Here is an 18,020-nt window from a genome sequence, read left to right on the forward strand (position 1 = left end):
GCACCGGCGCCCCGCACGCCTGGCGAGGAGCCCGGCGTCGGCCGGACAGGCCCCTAGAAGGCGTAGCGGACGCGCAGCCAGGGGGCGTGGGCGGCGATCAGCTCGCCGAGCCGGACCACCGCGGCGTGCTTCACCGGGGCGCGGTAGCGGAGGTTGGTGCCGCCGTTCTGCGAGTGCTTGGTCTCCTGGGCGGCGGGCTGCCACAGCACGTCCTCGGCGCGCGGGTGCCAGCCCAGGTTGACCTCGTGGAGCTCCTCGTTGTGGGTGAGCATGATCACCTCCGCGGCCGCCTGCGCCTTGACGGCCGCGGGCAGCACGTCGTCCATGTGCCGGAGCAGGTCCGCCCAGTCGGCCTGCCACCCGGGCCGCAGCACCACCGGGGAGAGGTTGAAGTGCACCTCGTAGCCGGCTTCGAGCAGGTCGCCGGCCGCCGCGATGCGGTCGGGCACGGGGCTGGTGCGGATGTCCAGCAGGCGGGAGTCGCGCGGCGGCATCACCGACAGCCGTACCCGGGTCCGGCCGCGCGGGTCGTAGGCGAGCAGGGCCGGGTTGACGAACTTGGTCGCGAACGACGCCTTCGCGGTGGGCCAGTGGCGGAAGGCCGCGACGAGGTCGAGGGTGTTGTCGCAGATCAGCGCGTCGGCGGAGCAGTCCCCGTTCTCGCCGATGTCGTACACCCAGGCCGCGGGGTCGCACTGGTTCGGCTCCCGTTTGCGGCCCTGGCGCGCGATGTGGCGGCCGAGGTGGCCGATGACGTCCCCGGGGTTGGTGAAGACGGTGACGGGGTTGGCGTAGCCCTTGCGCCTCGGCACGTAGCAGTAGGCGCACGCCATCGCGCAGCCGTTGGACAGGCCGGGGGCGATCCAGTCGGCGGAGCGCCCGTTGGGGCGGACCGTGAAGGTCTTGCGCACCCCCAGCACCAGTACCTCGGACTTCACCCGGACCCAGCGGGCCACGTTCCCCTCGTTGCCGTGCAGGTGCGGGATCCGCCAGTGCGAGGCGACCTCGACGACCCGTGCCCGCGGGAACCGGGCCAGGATCTCGAGGCCCCGCGGCGAGGCCGCCGCCTCCGGCTCCGCGTGGATCTCGCGGACGTCCAGCAGCCCGCGGGCGGCCGGGAGCGCGGGCTCGGCCGGTGGCGGCGTGCGGGGGCCGGCACCCGGGTCGAGGGCGTCCAGCTCGAAGAGCGCGTCGGGGCGCGGCGGCACGTCGGACCACCGCGGCTCCTCGGACCACCGCGGCTGGTCGGGGCGAGGCGTCACACGGCCCACCGGGACCGCCCGAGCCGTTCGCGGCGCGTGCTCCTGAGCCGTTCGCGGCGCGTGACCCGCGCGCGAGGGGTGGATGCCGTCACGTGATCACCCTACGGCGCCGACCGGCGCCGGCACGCGCGTACGCACCGGCGGTGCGGGGACCGCGGCGAGGAGTGGAGAAGGGTGGAGAGGGGATCTCCACCCGGGTTCCACCCGTGGGTCGAGGTCATGGAGCCCGCCGGAGCGGATGCTCGATGCCATGACCACCACCGACTGGATCATCGACATCGTCCTCGTGCTCATCGTCTTCCGCCAGATGCGCGAGGAGCGGCTGACCGCGCGGACCGTGCTGCTGCCGCTGGCCATCATCGGCTGGGCGGCGGTCAACTACCTGCACCCCGTCCCCACCGCCGGCAACGACCTGCTGCTGGCGGGCCTGTTCGCCGCCGCGGGCGTCGTCTTCGGCCTCTTCGGCGGCCTGCTCACCCGCGTCCGGCTCGCCGACGGCCAGGTACGGGTCCGCGCCTCCGTCGGCGCGGCCGCCCTGTGGGTGGCCAGCATGGGCTTCCGCCTCGGCTTCGCCGTGTGGTCCTCGCACGCCTCCGGCGCCGCCCACGTCGCCCACTTCTCCTCCGCCCACGACATCACCAGCGCCCAGGCATGGGTCGTGGCCCTCATCCTGATGGCCTTCGGCGAGGTCGTGGTCCGGCTGGGCACCATCGTCCTCCGCGGACAGCGCCTGCTCGCCCGCGCCCGCCGGGAGGAAACCGCCCCCGCACCGCAGGCCCGGCCCGGAGCGTACGTCTGAGCAGGACCGCGTCCGTCCCCCCCGCGGGCCGCGCCCCGGCGCCGGCTGCGGGGGGACGCGGGCGTGTGCGTAGGGTGCGCAGCGGTGGGCCGCGCGGTCGGCAGGGCGAGGGCGGCCCCCGTGGGGGCCGGTGGACGGAGAGCGGGAATGGCGAACACCTGGTTGGTGGCGGGGCCGGACCGCCGTCGTTTCACCGGCCGGGCCCTGGGGGCCGCGGCCGTCATGGTGCTGTGCATGGCGGTGTCGGTGGTCGCCGCGCCCGGGGCGGCGACCAAGGCGGCCGTCGGCGTGCTGGGGTTCCTCGCCGAGCTGGGCATGGTGCTCAGCCGCCGGATACTGCCGGCGGACCGGGCGGTGTGGGGCGTCCTGCTGACCATCGGCAGCGGCTTCGCCATCACGCTGCTGGCGCCCATCGGGCTGGGCGAGATCCCGGTCCTCGTCGGGGCGGCGGTGCTCCCGCTGTGCGTGCCGCCGGGGCCGGTGCGCAGCGCGGGTGTCGCGGTGGTCGCCGTCGGTTTCGGCGTCGCGATCATGGTGATCTCGGGCAGCGCGACCGGTCTGCTGGCGGCCGTCGGGGCGTGGTTCATCGCCGACCGGACGGCCGAGCACGCCGAGTTGCTGGCCGAGCGGGACCGGGTGGTGGCGCTGCTCGCCGAGGTCGAGGCCAACCGGCTGGCCCGGCAGGAGGCCGCCGCCGCCGAGGAGCGCGGCCGGATCGCCCGCGAGATGCACGACGTGCTGGCGCACAGCCTGGCCGGCCTGAACCTCCAGCTCCAGGCGGTACGGGCGGTGGCCGCGCGCGAGGGCGCGTCGCCGGCGCTGACCGGCCCGCTGGAACGGGCGGCGGAACTGGCCCGCGAGGGCGTTCAGGAGGCCCGCGCGGCGGTCGGCGCGCTGCGGGCCGGGCCGTCGCGCGGCGTGGACGACCTCGGGACACTGGTCCACGGTTTCCCCGGCGGCGCCCGGCTGCGGGTCACCGGCCGGCCCGGCCTGTTGTCCCCGGAGGCGGGGCACGCGGTGTACCGGGCCGTCCAGGAGGCGCTGACCAACGCGGCGCGGTACGCCACCGGCAGCGTCGTGGAGGTCAACGTGGCCTGGGACGCGGGCGAGGTCCGGGTGGCCGTGCGCGACCACGGCCTGCCCGCCGGACGCGACCCGTCCGGGGTGCAGGGCAGCGGCAGCGGGCTGCGGGGCATGGCCGAGCGGATCGGGCGGGCCGGCGGCACCGTGGCCGCGGGGCCGGTTCCCGGCGGCCCGGGCTGGCGGGTGACGCTGCGCGTGCCGGTGGCCCCGGCCGCCGCCACCGGGCCGGGGGCGGGACCCGCGGAAGGGCCGGGGGCGGGGCCGGTGGAGGGATCGGTGGAGGGATCGGCGGAGGGATCGGCGGACGGGCCGCCGACGTAGGGCGGGGGCCGTACGGCAAGCGGGGCCCTACGGCTGGCAGGGCCGGGCCGGACGAGGGGCCGGCCGGCGAGGCGGGGAGTCCCGCGGCCGGCCACCAGGTGGGTGGCGGCTCCGCCGGTGGCCGGGCGCGGGAGGATGGGGGCGTGACCGCCTCGGCCGCTCCAGCGGGCCGTGACGGCAGGAGGAAGACGAGGAAGAGGGACGCGTGACGATTCGGGTGCTGGTCGCGGACGACCAGGCGGTGGTGCGTGACGGCGTGGTGCTGCTGCTGACCCTGGCCGAGGACATCGAGGTGGTCGGGCAGGCGGGCGACGGCCGGGAGGCCCTGCGGCTGGCGACCGAGCAGACGCCCGACGTCGCCCTGGTGGACCTGCGGATGCCCGGCCTGGACGGGGCGCAGGTGACCGGGGCCATCCTGGGCGCGGGCCTCGGCACCCGGGTGCTGATCCTGACCACGTACGCCGACGACGACGCCGTCCTCCCCGCGCTGCGGGCCGGCGCCGCGGGCTACCTGACCAAGGACGCCACCGGCGAGGCGGTGCTCGCCGCGGTCCGTGACGTGGCCGCCGGGCGGACCGTCCTCGACCCCGCCGTCCAGCGCCGGCTGGTCCAGCTCGTCGTGGAGGAGCCGGCGGCGGGGGCGGCACGGGCGGCGACCGGGGCGGGGCCGTACCCCGGGGGCGGGGGCGGGGCCTGGGCCGCACCGGCCACCGCGACCGCCGGCGCCTCGGCCGTCGTCCCCGTTCCCGCGCCCGCCGCGTCCGCCGCGGCGCAGGCGGCCGGGACCGTTCTCCCGCCGGAGGCCGAGGGCCTGACCCGCCGTGAGGTGGACGTGGTCCGGCTGGTGGCCAGAGGGCTCAACAACCGTCAGGTCGCCCGTGAGATGGTCGTCAGCCAGGCCACCGTCAAGACCCACCTCAACCACGCTCTGTCCAAGCTGGCGTTGGACGACCGGGGCGCGCTCATCGCCTGGGCGTGGCGCAACCGGCTGGTGACCGCCGACCAGTAGCCGACCAGTAGCGGTGCCTGCGGGGTGGCGTGCCGCCCGCTCCTCTCAGCCCTTGCAGGTGGGGTCGGCCATCACCACGGGAGCCGCGTCGCGGGTGGTCACGAAGGCGCGGAACCCGGGGGCGCCGGCCACGCACTTGGTCGCGATGTTGGCGAACTGGTCGGGGAAGTTGGTCACGTTCGCGGGGCTGTCGTCACCGCGGTGGTTGGCCACGGGCGAGTCCCCGGTCCCCCGTTTGTCGCTGGAGCACCCGGCCACGGCGGGTATCGCGATGAGCGCCAGCAGCGCGGCCGCCACGAACCTCGTCACACGTCGTTGCTTCATCAGACCCTCGCTTCGCTCGCCCCCCGCAGTTGCAGTGAACGACATGCCCCCGGCCCGTCCGGTTCCCGCCGCCGGCCGTCCGCCGCGCACCCGACGTCCGGTGAGAGGTACAGACAGGGCCCGGCGACGGGTCCGCCGCTCGCTGAGCAGCGCCGACGACCGTCGCACCCATTGACGTTCCGGTTACAAGCAGGTTAGAAATGGCGACACCGAACGCAAGAATGCCTTCATCTCTTGAATTCAGTGCTCTCGCCATCCCCCCTCACTTCCCGTCAGCGGCGCACAACTCCGCTGGCAGCGAAGGTTGAGAGCCCTCCCCTGGTCACCCGTCAGCGCGCGCGGATCGTCTGGCTGCCGTTCAGAGTGCGAACGGAATGACTCGACGGCGAACCGGCGGACACGACGCCGGCACCCACCCTCTCCCCGAGTCGGCACCCGGAATCCGGCCGCCAGGAACACGACGGGATGGCACGCGGCACCTACAGAACGAGGATGAGACATGTCCAAGGCACCACGCAGAATCACGTTGCTGGTCGCACTGTCCCTGACCGCGGCGCTGGGCGTCGCCCTCCTGCCCGGGTCGGCGGACGCACGGGCCAAGGCACCCGAGGCGCTGGGGGCCACGGTCACCCACACCAAGAAGGGCCCGACGGGCTACGAGGTGACGTTCCGTATCAAGGACGCCTCGGCCACCTCGATGCGCATCAAGGGCGCGTGGTCCTTCGCGTCGACGGCCTCCTCCAGCACGGACCCGACGAACGCGGCGCCCATCCCCGCGGCGCAGTGGCAGCCCGGCGACTTCGCGCTCCAGTCGCCCGACATGCCCAGCGAGAACTGGCCCGTGGCCGACATGACCGAGGACGCCAGGACCGGGATCTGGTCGTACACGGTCCCGCTGCCCTCGGGCACCTTCGACTACCAGTTCTACCCGGACTGCACGGCGGCGGCCCCCGCGCTCAGCGGCTGCACCGCCGAGACCGATCCCACCGTTCCGGCGTGGAGCTCGGCCGCCGGGGCGTCGCCGGCGGTGTTCTCCCAGGTCTACGTGCCCTCGGACGCCAAGTTCGGCACCACCGACTCCTCCTTGCAGGCCGACGCCCCCAAGGGCGAGCAGGGCCGGATCACCGACGTCAGCTACCCGACCGCCAACACCAGCACCGGCACCCACCCGCTGGCGGTCTACACCCCCGCCGGCTACGACCCCAAGCGCTCCACCCCCTACCCGGTGTTCGTCCTGAGCCACGGCGGCGGCGAGAACGAGGCCGCCTGGCCCACCCGCGGCCGGCTCCAGCAGATCGTCGACAACCTCGTCGCGCAGGGCAGGATGCAGCCCGCGATCGTCGTCATGCCCGACGGCTCGGGGCTGACCAAGGGCACGGTCTACACCCAGGAGATCACCGACAACGTCCTGCCGTACGTCGAGAAGCACTACGACGTCAGCACCAGCGCCAGCGGCCGCGCCTTCGCCGGCACCTCCGCCTACGGCACCCAGGCCAACAACTTCCTGTTCCAGCAGACCACCGAGTTCGGGTACGTCGGCGCGTGGTCGCCGGCCTCCGGAGCGCCGGCCGTGACCGTCACCGGCAGCGGCAACACCCCGGTCGACCCCGCCTACACCAACCCCCAGCTCAAGCAGGTCCTCGGCATCCACCTCGCCATCGGCCAGGAGGACCTGGGCGGCAACGCCCCGATGATGACCGCCACCACCGAGCGCGAGGGCATGATCAACGCCGGCGTCCCCTTCACCTACTACTCCACCGGCGGCGGCCACACCTGGACCTTCTGGCAGTCCGCCCTGGCCGACTTCCTCACCCGCACCGGCTTCCGCACCACCTCCACCGCGGCCACCGCGGGCACGACGTCCCTCACCGCGACAGTGACCGCCTCCACCGCTGAGCCCGCCGCCCCGACCGGCACCGTGCAGTTCAAGGTCGACGGCGCCGACCTCGGCAAGCCCGTCGCCGTCAGGAACGGCAAGGCCACCCTCTCCGCCCGCACCGCCGCCGGAGCCACGGTCACGGCCGTGTACAGCGGCGACCGCTACTACAACGCCAGCACCTCGGCGGCGGCCTCGCGCCTCTAGCCTCCGCCCGGCCGCTGCGCCCGGCCGCTCCGCCCGGCCGTCCCTCGCACCGCTTCATCCGGCCGCTCCGCTCCCGTGCCAGGTGCCCGGGAGCGGAGCGGCCGCGTCGGTGTCCGCCCCCGGACGCCGGCCACGCGGGGCGGCCCGTACGCGTCATCGCGGGGTCGGCGGGTCGATCGTGTCGGTGACTGTGCCGAGCAGCCGGAGGAGTTGCGCGGCCTCGGCGGACGAGAGGCCCGCTGTCACCTCGGTGTTCACCTCCGTCATCGCCTGACGGCCCTTGGCGACGCCGGCCGCTCCCGTGGCGGTGAGTTCGTGGAGCACGACGCGGCCGTGGACGGGGTGGGGTCTGCGGCGCACCCATTCCACCTTCTCCAGGCGGCTCAGCGCCGTCCCCACGCTCTGCGGCGCGATGTGGAAGTTCCTGGACAGGTCCGCGGCCGACAGCGGTCCCAACTCGTCCAGGTGTACCGCCAGGCCGAGTTGGGTCGCCGTGACGCCGAACTCGTCCAGGGCCTCCTGCACCCGCCGGTGCACCGCGTTCTGGGCGCGCCACAGCACATGGGTCAACGCGCCGTCCCACGGCGTCAGGGCGTCGTTCACGACCGGTCTCCTTCTCGCGGCTTGTTAACAGACACCTTCTATGTTGTCATACGTCTGTCATCTAGTGGCCCGTGTCCACGCGAGCCAGGACGAGAGGATCAGCCATGCCCACTCCCAGCCTCCAGGACGGCATCGACAAGGCGGGCTCCGCCGTGCGCCTCCGCTGGACCGACGCACCGCAGGCGTGGACCCCTCCGGTCGTCCGGCCGGAGTACTCCGGCTGGCAGAAGGAACAGGCGGCCTGGAAGGACGGCGTCGCGCTCATGGACCTCTCGTACCACATGTGGGACACCTTTGTGACGGGGCCGGACGCCACCCGCATGCTCCGCGAGCTGAGCGCCAACGACTACGAGCGCTTCGCGGTCAACCAGGCCAAGCAGCTCGTCGTGGTCAACGAGAACGGCTACCTCGTCGGCGACGCCATCCTCCTGCGCCGCGGCGAGCAGGACTACGTGATCACCGGCCGCCCCACCGTCCAGAACTGGCTCACCTACCAGGCCCAGCAGCGCGGCTACGACGTCTCCCTGACCAGCGACCCCGACTGCTCCCGCGACCCCGCCCACATCCCGCCCTTCTTCCGCTACCAGGTCCAGGGGCCCTACGCCCAGCAGTTGATCGAGTCCGCCTTCGGGGGCCCGCTGCCGGAGACCCGGTTCTTCCACGCCTCCGACGTCACCCTGGCCGGGAAGACATTCCGCGCGCTGCGCCACGGCATGGCCGGCCAGCCCGGCTACGAGTTCATCGGGGACCACGCCGACCACACGCCGGTCAAGGAGGCCCTGATGCGGGCCGGGGAAGAGTTCGGGCTCGAACGCGTGGGCTCGCTCGCCTACCCGACCGCCCAGGCCGAAGGCGGCTGGATCCCGGCCCCGATCCCGGCGATCTACGACGACAGCGCCTCCCAGCGGGCCTACCGCTCCTGGCTGCCGCTCCACACCCCGGACGGCATGCAGCCCCTGAACGGCAGCTTCTACTCGCCGGAGATCTCCGACTACTACGTCACCCCGTACGAACTCGGCTACGGCCGGTCGATCTCCTTCCAGCACGACTTCCTCGGCCGCGACGCGCTGCGCGCCCTGAAGGACGCCGGCCGCCGCCACAAGGTGACGCTGGTGATGGACGCCGGCGACGTGGCCGCCGCCCTCGGCGCGGACCACGGCGCCGTCAACACCCTGGCGAAGCAGCGGGTCGAGAGCGACGGCACGCTGGTCGGGACCACCGAGTACACGGCGTTCAGCGACCCCTACGGCACCATGCTCTCCCTGGCCCTGGTCTCCCAGGACCAGGCCGCACCGGGCACCGAGGTGACGGTGGTGTGGGGCAACCACCCCGGCGGGGACACCGCTCCCGACGCGGACCTCGGACTGCCCCGCATCCGCGCGACCGTACAGCCCTGCCCCTACAACGAGTTCGCCCGCACCGGCTACCGCCAGGACTGAGCAGCGCGGCCCGAGGCCGCCTACGACGCGGGCCGGACCGTGCCGACCCGGAGGTACTTCGCGAACTCGATGTCGGTGAGGAGCGCGGAGGTGCCGGTCGGGTCGCCCGGCGGCTTCGATCCGTAGGCGGACATGAAGGCGAACTCGTCGGCGTTCTTCACGTCGTAGGCGCCGTACTCCTGCAGCGCTTTCGCCACCATCCGCTCGTACGGCTTGAGGGTGGTGTCGGCGTCGATGTCGTACGCCGGGTCGAGCCAGACGAACTGGCCCTCGCGCCAGCGGCCTTGGTCCCGGCCGTCGCTTCCCACCGCCGGGAAGACGTACCGGGCGTTGTTGTCGGGGGCGCCGAAGCTCAACGCGTGATCGATCCGGCCCGCCTTCCAGTCCGCTCCGGTGATCATCCCGGCGAGGCGGGACAGTCCGCTCCCGGTGGCCTGTCCCGCCTCGACGGCCGACGCGCCCCGGGTGTCGGTCACCGCTCCCCACTCACAACTCGGCCGGCCGGACTGCACCTCGATCCTCCAGCATTCCACCGCCCGCCCGTCCGGTGTGATCACCACCGTCCATTCACGTTTCGGCACCTTCCACGACGCGTCCCAGGGGAAGCCGACGCCCGTGAACGGGTCGGCGCCCCAGTCGCCGACGTGCTCGCGCGCGGTGACGTGGTAGGTCGGGGTGCTCGCCGCGGCCCGGTACACCGGCAGGCCGGCCGTGCCGGCGGACACCTGCGCCCGGCCCGCGGCGAGCAGGTCGCCCACCAGCTCCGCGGAGTCGGACGACAACTCGGCCCGCGGGCGCCGCCGGTTGAAGACGTCGTCCGCGGCGAAGTAGCGGGACGACGCGGCGGGGCCCGGGGACGGTCGCCGGTGCGACGGCCGGTCGGCGAGCAGGACCCCGGCGGCCACCAGCACGAGCGCTGTCGCTCCCGTCACCACGACGACCGGCCACCGGCGGCCCGTTGCCGGCGGTGGGTTCGGTGGAGTCGGTGCCGGCGGTGGCGGCGGTGGCGGCGGTGGCGGCGTCGAGGACGGCGTGGCCGTCTCCGCGGACGGCCGCGCCGACGGCGTGTCGAGTGCGTCCCTCGCCGCGCGCCAGCGCCGTTCCCATTCTCCCCGGTCCCCGCCGCAGGCTTCGGCGTATGCCAACGCGACGTCCAGGGACGGCAGTTCCGCGCCCTGCGCGGCCGCGGACAGGTCGCCGGACGACCGCCCCGTGCGCGCGGACATCTGACGGTGCGTCGGACTGCCGGCCGAGGTGCGCAGCGCCCGTAACTCGGAGGCGAACCGCCGCGCCGGATCATCCGCCGGGTCCTCCGACGGGTAAGGTGAGGTTGCGGACACCTGCTCGCCCTCCAAGCCCCATGGCCCCTGATCGCCCTCGGTCATGTGCGGGACGATTCCTCCGATTCTAGGGGTGATGTCCGACAGTCGGCGTTTCCGCGTCGTTCCCCGCCGGCCCTCCGGCCGCGCGCGTCCCCGCGACCCCTTTTCGCCGGGCCTGCCCCTCTGGACCGCCTGATCCGGGAAACCACCTCCCGCGAGCGGCGCCCGGCACGAGGATGGACCCATGGACCAGGGGTGGGCGGCCCTCGCGGGGGCCGGAGTCGGCGTCCTCGGCTCGCTGTGCACCGCGTGGCTGACGTCCGGTCAGGCCCGACGGCAGGCGCGCGACCAGGGGACGGCCGATCACGGCCGGGAGCTGAGGAGCGAGCGCCGCGAGGTGTACCTCGCCTTCATGGAGGCCGCGGAGCCGGTCGACGCCGTGCTGCACCGCGTCGCCCACCAGGACGGCGTACCGGAGGCGGTCCGGTCCGCTCCGCCTCCGGCCGGCGCGCTGCGCGAGGCCGTCGACGAACTGGGTACGGCCGTGCACACCCTCTACAAGGCACAGGCCCGCCTCGACCTCATGGGGCCGGAGGCCGTGGCCGTGGACGCGGTGAACGTGTGGTCGGACGTGCGGTCCCTGCGGACGTACCTCGAACGGGTGCTCCAGGGCGAGCTGCCGGCCGACGGCTACCGCGCCGGCCTGGAACGCGTGGTGGACGCGGTGGAGGGGAGCCGGGAGAGGTTCGCCCGGCGCGCCCGCGAGGTGATGGAGACCGCACCGTGAGATCGCCCCGCGAGGCCGTCCGGGGGCGGGACCGCATCCGGCCGGCGACCTCCCGCCGGTGGCTCCCGAACCCCCTCCCCGCTCCGGGTGCGCGGGGGGAACGGCCGAAGGCCGGGCGCCGTGAGCCCGGCAGGATCCGCCGGACAGGCTCTAGAATCACGGGATGGTCACGCTCACGACGTCCAGACTGGTCCTGCGCCGCTGGCGCGAGGAGGACGTCGCGCCCATGGCCGCCGTCCACGCCGACCCCGAGGTCATGCGGTGGATCCGGGACGGCGGCGTCCGCGACGAGCGGCAGACCCGCGACGGGATCCGGGCGTGGGAGAGCGAGTGGGAGTCGCGGGGCTTCGGCCTGTTCGCCGTGGAAATCCGGGCCACCGGCGAGTTGGCCGGGTTCACCGGCCTCTCGGTGCCCTCCTTCCTGCCGGAGGTGATGCCGGCGGTGGAGGTCGGCTGGCGGCTGGGGCGCTCCCACTGGGGACAGGGCCTGGCCACCGAGGCGGCCAGGGCCGCCGTGCGGTTCGGGTTCGAGGAGCGGGGGTTGCGGCGGATCGTCAGCATCACCCAGGTGGGCAACGTCGCCTCCGAGCGCGTCATCGTGAAGCTGGGGATGCTCCCGGTCCGCGAGACCGTCGCCCCCGCCGGCGGCCGTCGCGTCAGGGTGTACGCCTTGACGTCGGACCGGTACGCCGCCGACCGGGCACCGCGCCGGTCCGGCCCGCCCCCTGCCCCCGATCGCTGACACCGACGGGGCAGGGCGGAGCGGCGGCGCCGAGGCCGTCAGGCCAGCGCGCCACCGTTCAGCAGGAGCAGTGCCACGGAGGTCGCCGCCATCGCCAGGGTGGTGAGGAACGGCAGCCGGCTGCGCGCGTCCCCGCCCGCCGAGCGGACCGTGGCGAGCGCGAGCATCCCCGTCACGGCGAGCGCCGCCCAGCCGGTGCGGCCGACCGGTCCGGGCGGGCCGAGGACGAGGGCCACGGCCGCGGCCAGCAGCGGCACCGGCGCCAGCAGCCGGCTGCGGCGGCATCCGAGTCGCTGGGGCAGGCCGCGCACGCCCGCGGCCAGGTCCGCGTCGATGTCCGGCAGCACGTTCGTGACGTGCGCGCCCACGCCCAGGAGCGCGGCCGCCGCCACCGCCCACCCCGGCGGGCCCGGATGCCCGGGCAGCCCGAGCGTCACGAACGCGGGCAGCAGCCCGAACCCGACCGCGTACGGCAGCCAGGACCACGCGGTGCGCTTCACCCCCAGGTTGTACGCCCATGCCGCGGCCACGCCCGCCAGGTGGGCGGCGCCCGCGGCGGGTCCGCAGGCCAGCGAGGCCGCGACGCACACCGCGAGCGCCACGCGGGCCGCGACCGCCGCGTCACGCGGCCGCGGCGCCCCGGCCACCAGGGGCTTGTCGGTACGCCCGGCCGCCCGGTCGCGCGCCACGTCCACGACGTCGTTGCACCAGCCGACCGACGCCTGCCCGCTCAGCACCGCCGCCACGACCAGGGCGCACCCGCCGACGCCGCGCCCCGAGGCTGCCGCGAGCGCCGTCACCAGCACGGTCACCGCGACGGTGGGCTCCGGGTGGCACGCCCTGACCAGGCCCCGCAGGCTCCCGCGACCGGCCCCGGTTCCCGCCCCCGACCCGCCGCCGGCCCCGCTTCGCGCATCCACCGCCACGCCGGCAACGCTAGGCACCCCTCCCCCGCCGCTCGCGGCGGCTCGCCGGGCCGCCGCGAGCGTCACCCTCGGGGAGCCCGTTCGTCGTACAACCGAAGCTTTCCTCCGATACGGCCGCGTCCGGCCCGACATGACACCTTTCTTCCTATGCTGGGCGGATGAGTCGCATCGTGGGCGTCCACGGCGTGCTGCCGCCGTACCGGTACACGCAGCACGAGATCAGGGACGCCCTCGCGGAGATGGGCGGGCGGGGCACGGAGGGCCGCGGGGTGCTGGACCGCGTCCACGCCGCGTCCGGCGTGCGCAGCAGGCACCTGGCGCTGCCGTTGGAGCGGTACCGCACGCTCGGCGGGTTCGGGGAGGCCAACGCCGCGTACGTGAGCGCGGCGACGGAGTTGGCGGAGGAAGCCGTCCGGGGCGCACTGCGCCGCGCGGACATCCCGCCCTCCGCCGTGGAGTTGGTGGTGTCGACGTCGGTGACGGGCCTGGCCGTGCCGTCGATCGAGGCGCGCCTGGCCGGCCGCTGGGGCCTGCCGGCGCACGTGAAGCGCGTCCCGGTCTTCGGGCTGGGCTGCGTCGCGGGGGCCGCGGGTCTCGCCCGGGTGCACGACTACCTCGAAGGGCACCCCGAGGGCGTCGCGGTGCTGCTCTGCGTGGAGTTGTGCTCGCTGACGGTGCAGCGCGGCGACGCGTCCGCGGCGAACGTGGTGGCGGGCTCCCTCTTCGGCGACGGCGCCGCCGCGCTCGTGGCGGTCGGCCGGGCGCATCCGGCGGCGCGGGCGCGGCGCTCCGAGCGGGGCCCGGAGACCGTGGCGACCCGCAGCCGCCTCTACCCCGACACCGAGCACCTCCTCGGCTGGGACGTCACCGACAGCGGCTTCCGGATCGTCCTGGGCAGCGACCTGCCGGACACGGTGCTGCGCCGTCTCGGGCCGGAGGTACGGCGGTTCCTGGCCGACCACGACCTGAAGCCGGCGGACGTCACCGGCTGGATCTGCCACCCGGGCGGCCCGAAGGTCCTGGAGGCGGTGCGGGCGGGGCTCGATCTGCCCGCACGCGCGCTGGAGTCGGCACGGCGGTCGCTCGCGGAGGTCGGCAACCTCTCCTCCGCGTCCGTGCTGCACGTCCTGCGCGACACCCTCGACCGGTGCCCGCCGCTGGCCGGGACGCCCGGCCTCATGCTCGCGATGGGCCCGGGCTTCAGTTCCGAACTCGTCCTCCTGCGCTGGTAGGCCGCCGATGCCGTCGTCCTCGCCGTACACCCTGCTGGTGCTCCTGGTCGCCGCCGAGCGGCTGGCCGAGCTGGTCACCGCGCGGCGCAACGCGGCGTGGAGCCGCGCCCGCGGCGGCACCGAGCACGGCCGCGGCCACTACCCGGTGATGGTGCTGCTGCACACCGGGCTGCTGGCCGGGTGCCTGCTGGAGACGGGGTGGGGCGGGCGGCCGTTCGTGCCGGCGCTCGGCTGGCCGATGCTGCTGACGGTGCTGGCCGCGCAGGCGTTGCGCTGGTGGTGCGTGCGCACCCTCGGGCCGCGCTGGAACACCCGGGTGATCGTGGTGCCGGGGCTGCCGCTGGTCGGCGGCGGACCGTACCGGCTGATGAGCCATCCCAACTACCTCGCCGTCGTGGTGGAGGGGGCCGCACTGCCGCTGGTGCACGGCGCCTGGATCACCGCGATCGGCTTCACCCTCCTCGACGCCCCGCTGCTCGCGGTCCGGCTGCGCTGCGAGAACGCGGCGCTGGCGGCCGCGCCCGGTACGGTGCCCGCGCCCGCGGGGGCGGCTGCGTGATCGACCTGCTCGTCGTCGGCGGCGGACCGGCCGGACTGGCCACCGCGATCCACGCGGCGCGGGCCGGGCTCGACGTGGCGGTGGCCGAGCCCCGGCCGGGACCGGTCGACAAGGCGTGCGGGGAGGGGCTGATGCCCGGGGCCGTCCGCGCCCTCGCCGAACTCGGGGTGCCCCTCGGCGGGCGCCCGCTGCGCGGTATCCGCTACGTCGACGCCCGGCACGAAGCCGAGGCGCACTTCCGCGCCGAGCCCGGACGGGGGGTGCGGCGCACCGAGCTGCACGCCGCGCTCGCCGCACGGGCGGCCCGACTCGGCGTCCCCGTGGTGCCGTTGCGCGTGGACGGGGTGCGGCAGGGACCGGACGGCGTGCACGCGGGCGGGCTGGCGGCGCGGTATCTCGCCGCGGCGGACGGCCTGCACTCCCCCATCCGGCGCTCCCTGGGCCTGTCCGGGCCGCCCGCACCGGCGCCGGGCCGCTACGGCCTGCGCCGGCACTTCGCGGTGCCGCCGTGGACCGACTGCGTCGAGGTGCACTGGTCCGCCCGCGCGGAGGCGTACGTCACGCCCGTCGGGCCCGACCTGGTCGGCGTCGCGCTCCTCACCCGCGACCGCGCGCCCTTCGACCGCCAGCTCGCGGCGTTCCCCGCGCTCGCCGCCCGCCTGCCCGCGGTCGCGGCCACCCCCACCCGCGGCGCCGGACCGCTGCGACAGCCGGTCCGGGCCCGCGTCCTCGGCCGGGTCCTGCTCGTCGGCGACGCCGCGGGGTACGTCGACGCCCTCACCGGTGAGGGCGTCCTTCTCGCCGTACGGGGCGCCGCGGAGCTCGTACGGTGCGTGCGGGCGGGCCGGCCGGAGGCGTACGAGCGCGCGTGGCGCACCATGTCCCGCCGGCACCGCGCGCTGACGGCCCTGCTGCTGCGGGCCCGCGGCACCCCGGGGCTCGGCCCCCGCATCGTGCCGGCCGCGGCGCGCTTCCCGGCGCTGTTCACCGCGGTCGTCAACCAGCTCGCGTGACCTGAGCCGGGCCCGGCCCCGACGCCGCCGCGCGCAGCGCGCCGCTGCGTGCCGAAGGGGCGCGGGCCCGATCCGGGGGGGCGGGCCCGATCCGGGCGCCGGCCTGATATCGCAGGGCTTCTCCCGCGGCGCGGTCCAGCCTTCCCGCGGCGCGGTTCAGCCGCCGTCGTCGCGGGCACGCCGGCCGGCGGCGCGGCGCACGCAGCCGAGCACGGCCCGGACCGCGGGGCCGCGCAGGGCGGCGCGGGCGGCGTTGGCCCCGGGCGCGCCGTGGACGCCGCCGCCCGGGTGCGCGGCGGAGGACGCGAGGTACAGGCCCTCGACGGGGGTCTCTGGGCGGCCGCTCCCGGGGGTGGGGCGGAAAAGGAGCTGCTGGTGCAGGGCGGTGGTGCCGCCGTTGATCGCGCCGCCCCGCAGGTTGGCGTCCATCGCCTGGAGCGTCGGCGGCGCGAGGATGCGGCGGCCGCGGACGCGGTCCTGGAAGCCGGGGGCGTACCGCGCGACGCGGGCTTCGAGCCGGTCGGCCATCGCCTCCTGCTCGCGCCGGTCCCACGCGCCGGTCAGACCGTCGTCCCCCGCGTCGCCCCGGACGTCCTGGGGGACGTGCGTGTAGGCCCACGCGGCCTCGGTGCCCTCCGGGGAACGGGTGCGGTCGGCGGTGGTCATCTGCCCGAACAGGGCGAAGGGCCGGTCGGGCACGTGCCGGGTGGCGATCTGCGCCGCGAACCGGGTCAGGTCGTCCACGCCGTCCGCGAGGTGGACGGTGCCGGCCGACGCGGCGCCCTCGGCGGCCCACGGCACCGGCCCGTCCAGGGCCCAGTCGACCTTGAAGGTGGAGAAGTCCCACTGGAATCCCCGCCGCAGGTCCGCCAGCAGGCGCGGCGGCAGGTGCTCGGCGGCCACCAGGTGCGTGAACAGGGCGGGCGCGGACACGTCGGCGAGCACCGCGCGCCGGGCCCGTACGGCGTCGCCGGCCGCGGTCCGCACCCCGACCGCCCGGCCGTCGCGCACCACGACCTCGGTGACGCGCCGGCCGCAGCGTACGGCGCCGCCGCGGTGCTCCAGCCGGCGCACGAGCGCGCCGGTCAGCGCGGACGCGCCGCCGACCGGGACCGGGAAGCCGACCTGCTGGGCGAGCATCGACATCAACCAGCCGAAGCCGCCCCCGAGCGCGGACTCCGGCGACAGGTCGGCGTGCAGGGCGTTGCCGGCCACCAGCAGCCGGCCGCCTTCCCCGGCGAAGTGCTCCTCGCCGAACCGCCGGGCCGGCAGCAGGACCTGCCGCGCCAACCGCACGCCCCCGGCCGCGCGCGCCCTCGTGAGCAGCCGCATCCCGGCGCGCACCGGGGGGAAGGGCGTGAACAGGCAGTCCAGCAGGTCGGCTCCCACGCGGTTCCAGATGGCGCACAACTCCCGCCAGGCGTCCCCGTCGCCGGGTGCGAAGGCGTCGAGGCCCGCCGCGGTGGCGTCCGGGTCGCGGTCGAGCACGGCGCACCGGCCGTCGGGCAGGGGGTGGGCGAGCACGCGCGGCGCGTGGCTCCAGCGCAGCCCCTCGTCCTCCGGACGGAGGGCGCGCAGTACGGGGGAGGCGGCGGCCAGCGGGTAGAACGCGCTGAACACGTCGGTGACGAAGGCGGGATCGACCTCCCGGTCGCTGCGCACCGCGCCGCCCGGCTCCGGCTGCTCCTCCAGGACCTCCACGCTCCAGCCGGCGTCCGCCAGCAGGTTCGCGGCGACCAGGCCGTTGGGTCCCGCCCCGATGACCACGGCGTCCACCATGACGTGCTCCTGTTCCTCCGGAGGTCCCCCGGAAGCGGACGGCGGGTCCGCCGGGGGACGCGCGGCGGCCTCCCCGGGAGCGGACAGCGGGTTGCCCGGGAGCGGACGGGGGTCAGTGCGGGGACTGCCCGGCCTCCAGCGGCGGCCCGGACCGCTCGACGGTATACGCCAGCCGCTTGAGCATGCGGCGGTGCCGGAGCTGGAGGAACACGTCGAAGGCGGCGTTGTGCAGCGTGCCGGCGGTGCCCCGCAGGGGGTGTTCGTCGAGCGTCACGAGGCTGTCCCGCTCCCCCCACGGGCGGACGTCCACCGCGATCCTGGCGGTGCCCAGCGGTCCGCTGTGCGCCTCCAGTTCCAGCACATGGGGCTCCTCGCAGCGCCGGACCACGGTGCGCCCTCCGCCCTTCCAGGGGCCGAGCGCCACTTCGTAGCTCAGGTCCGCGCCGACCCTCGGCCAGTCGCCGCGACCGGGCGCGGAGCCTGTCACTCCGACGACCCAGTCGTCGTAGCGGGCCGGGTCGGCCAGCACGGCCCATACCTGCCCCGGTGGCCGCTCGATGAGCTGGTGCCGCCTCGCCATGGGTCCTCCCGGAGCGGCGATCGCCTGACGATCCGACGATGCCGCGGACGTCCGTGGAACGTGCAACGTGGTGCCCGAGCCCTCGGGCCTGTCCGGCGGAGCCCGCCGGGCGGCCCCTGGGCCGGCTCCCCGCGGCGGCCGCGCGCTCCCCCGTGGC

Annotated in this window: 17 protein-coding genes; 10 read left to right on the forward strand and 7 right to left on the reverse strand. The window is 75.6% G+C overall.

The genetic code is table 11. The features are described from left to right. Positions 1–53: 53 nt before the first annotated feature. A complete protein-coding gene (locus RVR_RS01385; protein ID WP_202238304.1) occupies positions 54–1,208 on the reverse strand; it encodes a spore photoproduct lyase family protein in 1,155 nt (384 codons plus the stop codon). A 304-nt stretch (positions 1,209–1,512) separates the two neighbouring features. Between RVR_RS01385 and RVR_RS01390 the strand changes: the two genes are divergently transcribed. The 3 genes from RVR_RS01390 (at position 1,513) to RVR_RS01400 (ending at position 4,474) form a co-directional block, all read left to right on the forward strand. Further along, complete coding sequence (locus tag RVR_RS01390; protein ID WP_202232022.1) at positions 1,513–2,061, forward strand: hypothetical protein; 549 nt, start codon at positions 1,513–1,515, stop codon at positions 2,059–2,061. 147 nt (positions 2,062–2,208) lie between these two features. Further along, the gene (locus tag RVR_RS01395) at positions 2,209–3,465 is read left to right on the forward strand and encodes a sensor histidine kinase (protein ID WP_202232023.1); all 1,257 of its coding nucleotides are present in this window, start codon (positions 2,209–2,211) and stop codon (positions 3,463–3,465) included. 205 nt (positions 3,466–3,670) lie between these two features. Next, a complete protein-coding gene (locus RVR_RS01400; protein ID WP_202232024.1) occupies positions 3,671–4,474 on the forward strand; it encodes a response regulator transcription factor in 804 nt (267 codons plus the stop codon). Between the two features lie 45 nt (positions 4,475–4,519). Here RVR_RS01400 and RVR_RS01405 read toward each other — a convergent pair whose 3' ends face one another. Then, positions 4,520–4,798, reverse strand: coding sequence for a hypothetical protein (locus RVR_RS01405; protein WP_202232025.1), 279 nt, complete (start codon positions 4,796–4,798; stop codon positions 4,520–4,522). A gap of 499 nt (positions 4,799–5,297) precedes the next feature. Here RVR_RS01405 and RVR_RS38510 point away from each other — a divergent pair, with 499 nt between their 5' ends. Further along, complete coding sequence (locus RVR_RS38510) at positions 5,298–6,881, forward strand: alpha/beta hydrolase-fold protein (RefSeq protein WP_202232026.1); 1,584 nt, start codon at positions 5,298–5,300, stop codon at positions 6,879–6,881. A gap of 153 nt (positions 6,882–7,034) precedes the next feature. Here RVR_RS38510 and RVR_RS01415 read toward each other — a convergent pair whose 3' ends face one another. Continuing rightward, positions 7,035–7,484 carry a MarR family winged helix-turn-helix transcriptional regulator gene (locus RVR_RS01415; protein ID WP_202232027.1) on the reverse strand — a complete coding sequence of 150 codons (450 nt, stop codon included), beginning with the start codon at positions 7,482–7,484 and terminating at the stop codon, positions 7,035–7,037. A gap of 104 nt (positions 7,485–7,588) precedes the next feature. Between RVR_RS01415 and RVR_RS01420 the strand changes: the two genes are divergently transcribed. Continuing rightward, the gene (locus tag RVR_RS01420) at positions 7,589–8,923 is read left to right on the forward strand and encodes an aminomethyltransferase family protein (RefSeq protein ID WP_202232028.1); all 1,335 of its coding nucleotides are present in this window, start codon (positions 7,589–7,591) and stop codon (positions 8,921–8,923) included. A gap of 20 nt (positions 8,924–8,943) precedes the next feature. On the opposite strand, the gene RVR_RS01425 is transcribed toward RVR_RS01420, so the two are convergent. Continuing rightward, positions 8,944–9,855: an XRE family transcriptional regulator gene (locus RVR_RS01425; RefSeq protein WP_237404504.1), complete on the reverse strand. Its 912-nt coding sequence runs from the start codon at positions 9,853–9,855 to the stop codon at positions 8,944–8,946. Positions 9,856–10,489: 634 nt separating this feature from the next. Here RVR_RS01425 and RVR_RS01430 point away from each other — a divergent pair. Further along, a complete protein-coding gene (locus tag RVR_RS01430) occupies positions 10,490–11,032 on the forward strand; it encodes a hypothetical protein (protein WP_202232030.1) in 543 nt (180 codons plus the stop codon). A gap of 163 nt (positions 11,033–11,195) precedes the next feature. Beyond that, complete coding sequence (locus tag RVR_RS01435; protein WP_202232031.1) at positions 11,196–11,774, forward strand: GNAT family N-acetyltransferase; 579 nt, start codon at positions 11,196–11,198, stop codon at positions 11,772–11,774. A gap of 38 nt (positions 11,775–11,812) precedes the next feature. Here the strand turns inward: RVR_RS01435 and RVR_RS01440 are convergent, their stop codons facing one another. Continuing rightward, positions 11,813–12,700 carry a UbiA family prenyltransferase gene (locus RVR_RS01440; protein WP_237404505.1) on the reverse strand — a complete coding sequence of 296 codons (888 nt, stop codon included), beginning with the start codon at positions 12,698–12,700 and terminating at the stop codon, positions 11,813–11,815. Between the two features lie 158 nt (positions 12,701–12,858). Here RVR_RS01440 and RVR_RS01445 point away from each other — a divergent pair, with 158 nt between their 5' ends. From RVR_RS01445 to RVR_RS01455, 3 genes are read left to right on the forward strand one after another with little or no spacing between them, the layout of a single operon-like run. Further along, the gene (locus RVR_RS01445) at positions 12,859–13,932 is read left to right on the forward strand and encodes a type III polyketide synthase (RefSeq protein WP_202232033.1); all 1,074 of its coding nucleotides are present in this window, start codon (positions 12,859–12,861) and stop codon (positions 13,930–13,932) included. 7 nt (positions 13,933–13,939) lie between these two features. Further along, on the forward strand, positions 13,940–14,491 hold the full coding sequence (locus RVR_RS01450) for an isoprenylcysteine carboxyl methyltransferase family protein (protein ID WP_202232034.1): 552 nt from the start codon (positions 13,940–13,942) through the stop codon (positions 14,489–14,491). Then, complete coding sequence (locus RVR_RS01455; RefSeq protein ID WP_202232035.1) at positions 14,488–15,504, forward strand: NAD(P)/FAD-dependent oxidoreductase; 1,017 nt, start codon at positions 14,488–14,490, stop codon at positions 15,502–15,504. Before RVR_RS01450 ends, RVR_RS01455 begins: the two co-directional genes overlap by 4 nt. A 156-nt stretch (positions 15,505–15,660) precedes the next feature. Here the strand turns inward: RVR_RS01455 and RVR_RS01460 are convergent, their stop codons facing one another. Then, the gene (locus RVR_RS01460) at positions 15,661–17,283 is read right to left on the reverse strand and encodes a phytoene desaturase family protein (RefSeq protein ID WP_202232036.1); all 1,623 of its coding nucleotides are present in this window, start codon (positions 17,281–17,283) and stop codon (positions 15,661–15,663) included. Between the two features lie 112 nt (positions 17,284–17,395). Continuing rightward, positions 17,396–17,863 carry an SRPBCC family protein gene (locus RVR_RS01465; RefSeq protein ID WP_202232037.1) on the reverse strand — a complete coding sequence of 156 codons (468 nt, stop codon included), beginning with the start codon at positions 17,861–17,863 and terminating at the stop codon, positions 17,396–17,398. Positions 17,864–18,020 lie beyond the last annotated feature (157 nt).

The organism is Streptomyces sp. SN-593 (genome assembly GCF_016756395.1).
GTDB classification, from domain to species: Bacteria; Actinomycetota; Actinomycetes; order Streptomycetales; family Streptomycetaceae; genus Actinacidiphila; species Actinacidiphila reveromycinica.

Excerpts from the sequence above, each read along its gene's own strand:
- RVR_RS38510 (WP_202232026.1), top strand. The coding sequence starts at position 5,298 with ATGTCCAAGGCACCACGCAGAATCACGTTGCTGGTCGCACTGTCCCTG.
- RVR_RS01420 (WP_202232028.1), top strand. The coding sequence starts at position 7,589 with ATGCCCACTCCCAGCCTCCAGGACGGCATCGACAAGGCGGGCTCCGCC.
- RVR_RS01395 (WP_202232023.1), top strand. The coding sequence starts at position 2,209 with ATGGCGAACACCTGGTTGGTGGCGGGGCCGGACCGCCGTCGTTTCACC.
- RVR_RS01460 (WP_202232036.1), bottom strand. The coding sequence starts at position 17,283 with ATGGTGGACGCCGTGGTCATCGGGGCGGGACCCAACGGCCTGGTCGCC.
- RVR_RS01390 (WP_202232022.1), top strand. The coding sequence starts at position 1,513 with ATGACCACCACCGACTGGATCATCGACATCGTCCTCGTGCTCATCGTC.
- RVR_RS01430 (WP_202232030.1), top strand. The coding sequence starts at position 10,490 with ATGGACCAGGGGTGGGCGGCCCTCGCGGGGGCCGGAGTCGGCGTCCTC.
- RVR_RS01435 (WP_202232031.1), top strand. The coding sequence starts at position 11,196 with ATGGTCACGCTCACGACGTCCAGACTGGTCCTGCGCCGCTGGCGCGAG.
- RVR_RS01465 (WP_202232037.1), bottom strand. The coding sequence starts at position 17,863 with ATGGCGAGGCGGCACCAGCTCATCGAGCGGCCACCGGGGCAGGTATGG.
- RVR_RS01450 (WP_202232034.1), top strand. The coding sequence starts at position 13,940 with ATGCCGTCGTCCTCGCCGTACACCCTGCTGGTGCTCCTGGTCGCCGCC.
- RVR_RS01405 (WP_202232025.1), bottom strand. The coding sequence starts at position 4,798 with ATGAAGCAACGACGTGTGACGAGGTTCGTGGCGGCCGCGCTGCTGGCG.
- RVR_RS01445 (WP_202232033.1), top strand. The coding sequence starts at position 12,859 with ATGAGTCGCATCGTGGGCGTCCACGGCGTGCTGCCGCCGTACCGGTAC.